The 1,318-nt window shown below is 49.4% G+C and carries 2 protein-coding genes (1 of these 2 only partly in view); both read left to right on the forward strand.

Features of this window, described 5'->3' with window-relative positions:
* Positions 1-16 carry the 3' end of a CDP-glycerol glycerophosphotransferase family protein gene (locus B2751_RS15335; RefSeq protein WP_422653601.1) on the forward strand. Its footprint begins 1,067 nt before the window's first position, so 16 of the gene's 1,083 nt are visible here — the last part of the coding sequence; its start codon lies beyond the left edge, outside the window; it ends in the stop codon at positions 14-16.
* A gap of 4 nt (positions 17-20) precedes the next feature.
* Positions 21-1,318: CDP-glycerol glycerophosphotransferase family protein (locus B2751_RS10780; protein WP_290774731.1), on the forward strand; the 1,298-nt coding region annotated here is incomplete at its 3' end.

Below are 1,318 nucleotides of genomic sequence, written 5' to 3' on the forward strand. Positions count from 1 at the left end.
CGTTCCTATCGAGTGATCGTTTGCATGCGTACGCGAAACAGCATCGTCTCGAGATCGTTCTTTGCCTGCATCCAAACATGCAGCAATATTCGAGTCACTTCGAGAACTTACCGATCACGGTCATCCATCAGGGCGAACGCGATGTTCAAGGATTGTTAAAGGAGAGCCTCTTGCTCGTCACCGACTATTCGAGTGTCGCTTTTGACTTCAGTTTCTTAAAGCGACCGGTCCATTACCTGCAATTCGACCCGAAACGCTTCATCGGTCCTCTCGGTTCGTATCTCGATCTCGAAAACGAATTACCAGGGCGGATTTCAAAAACAATCGATGACTTGTTCGAGGATCTCGACGCGACGGCACGCCGTGATTTTAAGATGGCGGATGAATACAAACGACGCGCTGACGTCTTCTTGACGAAAACGGATACGACTTACTCTGATCAGGTCTATCAAACAATCGCTAATTATACGAAACAGACGAGTCTTTTAGAGAAGATTCAGACGAACGAGGCGGCGAACATCCTCTTTAAGGTCTATCGTCGTAGCCGGTTCTACTTCCCGACGATGAAGGCAGGATATCGACTCATGCAACGCGTCTTGCCGGTCGACCCGAAACTCGTTGTCTTCGAGAGTGGGCTCGGTAAACATTACGCGGACAGTCCGCGTTACATTTATGAGGAACTGAAGAAACAAGCACTCGGCTACAAAGTCGTCTGGATCTATAACAAGAAGCTTTATCTCGGAGATCCGAACGCAAAAGTCATCAAACGCTTATCTCCTGCCTACTTCTATTACATGGCGACGGCGAAGTTTTGGGTCAACAATCAGAACTTCCCGCATTACATGACGCGGCGAAAAGAGACGACCTACATCCAGACGTGGCACGGCACACCTTTGAAGAAGATGTTGTTTGACTTAGACGAGATCCATGGACGGGACGAAGGCTATGTCGAGCGTGTAACGAACGCGATCCAGCAATGGAGCGTCCTCTTGTCTCCGAGTCCCTATGCGACGAACATCTTTAGAAGTGCGTTCCAGTACGGGGGACCGGTCGTCGAATCTGGTTATCCGCGAAACGATCTCTTCTTTACGGCGAATAATGCAGCGACAATCGAACGGATCCGGATGCAGCTTCAACTGCCGGAAGACAAGAAAGTCATCTTGTATGCACCGACTTTCCGTGACCATCAGTCGCTTGGTAAAGGGAAGTTCTACTTCGACTATCCGTTTGATTTCGACCGGGTCGCAGAAGCGTTAGGCGATGAGTATGTCTTCTTGATTCGGACGCATGTGCTCGTCACGAAAAAGCCGAAGATTCC

This window comes from Exiguobacterium sp. UBA6282, from assembly GCF_002440475.1.
In the GTDB taxonomy this organism is placed as follows: domain Bacteria; phylum Bacillota; class Bacilli; order Exiguobacteriales; family Exiguobacteriaceae; genus Exiguobacterium_A.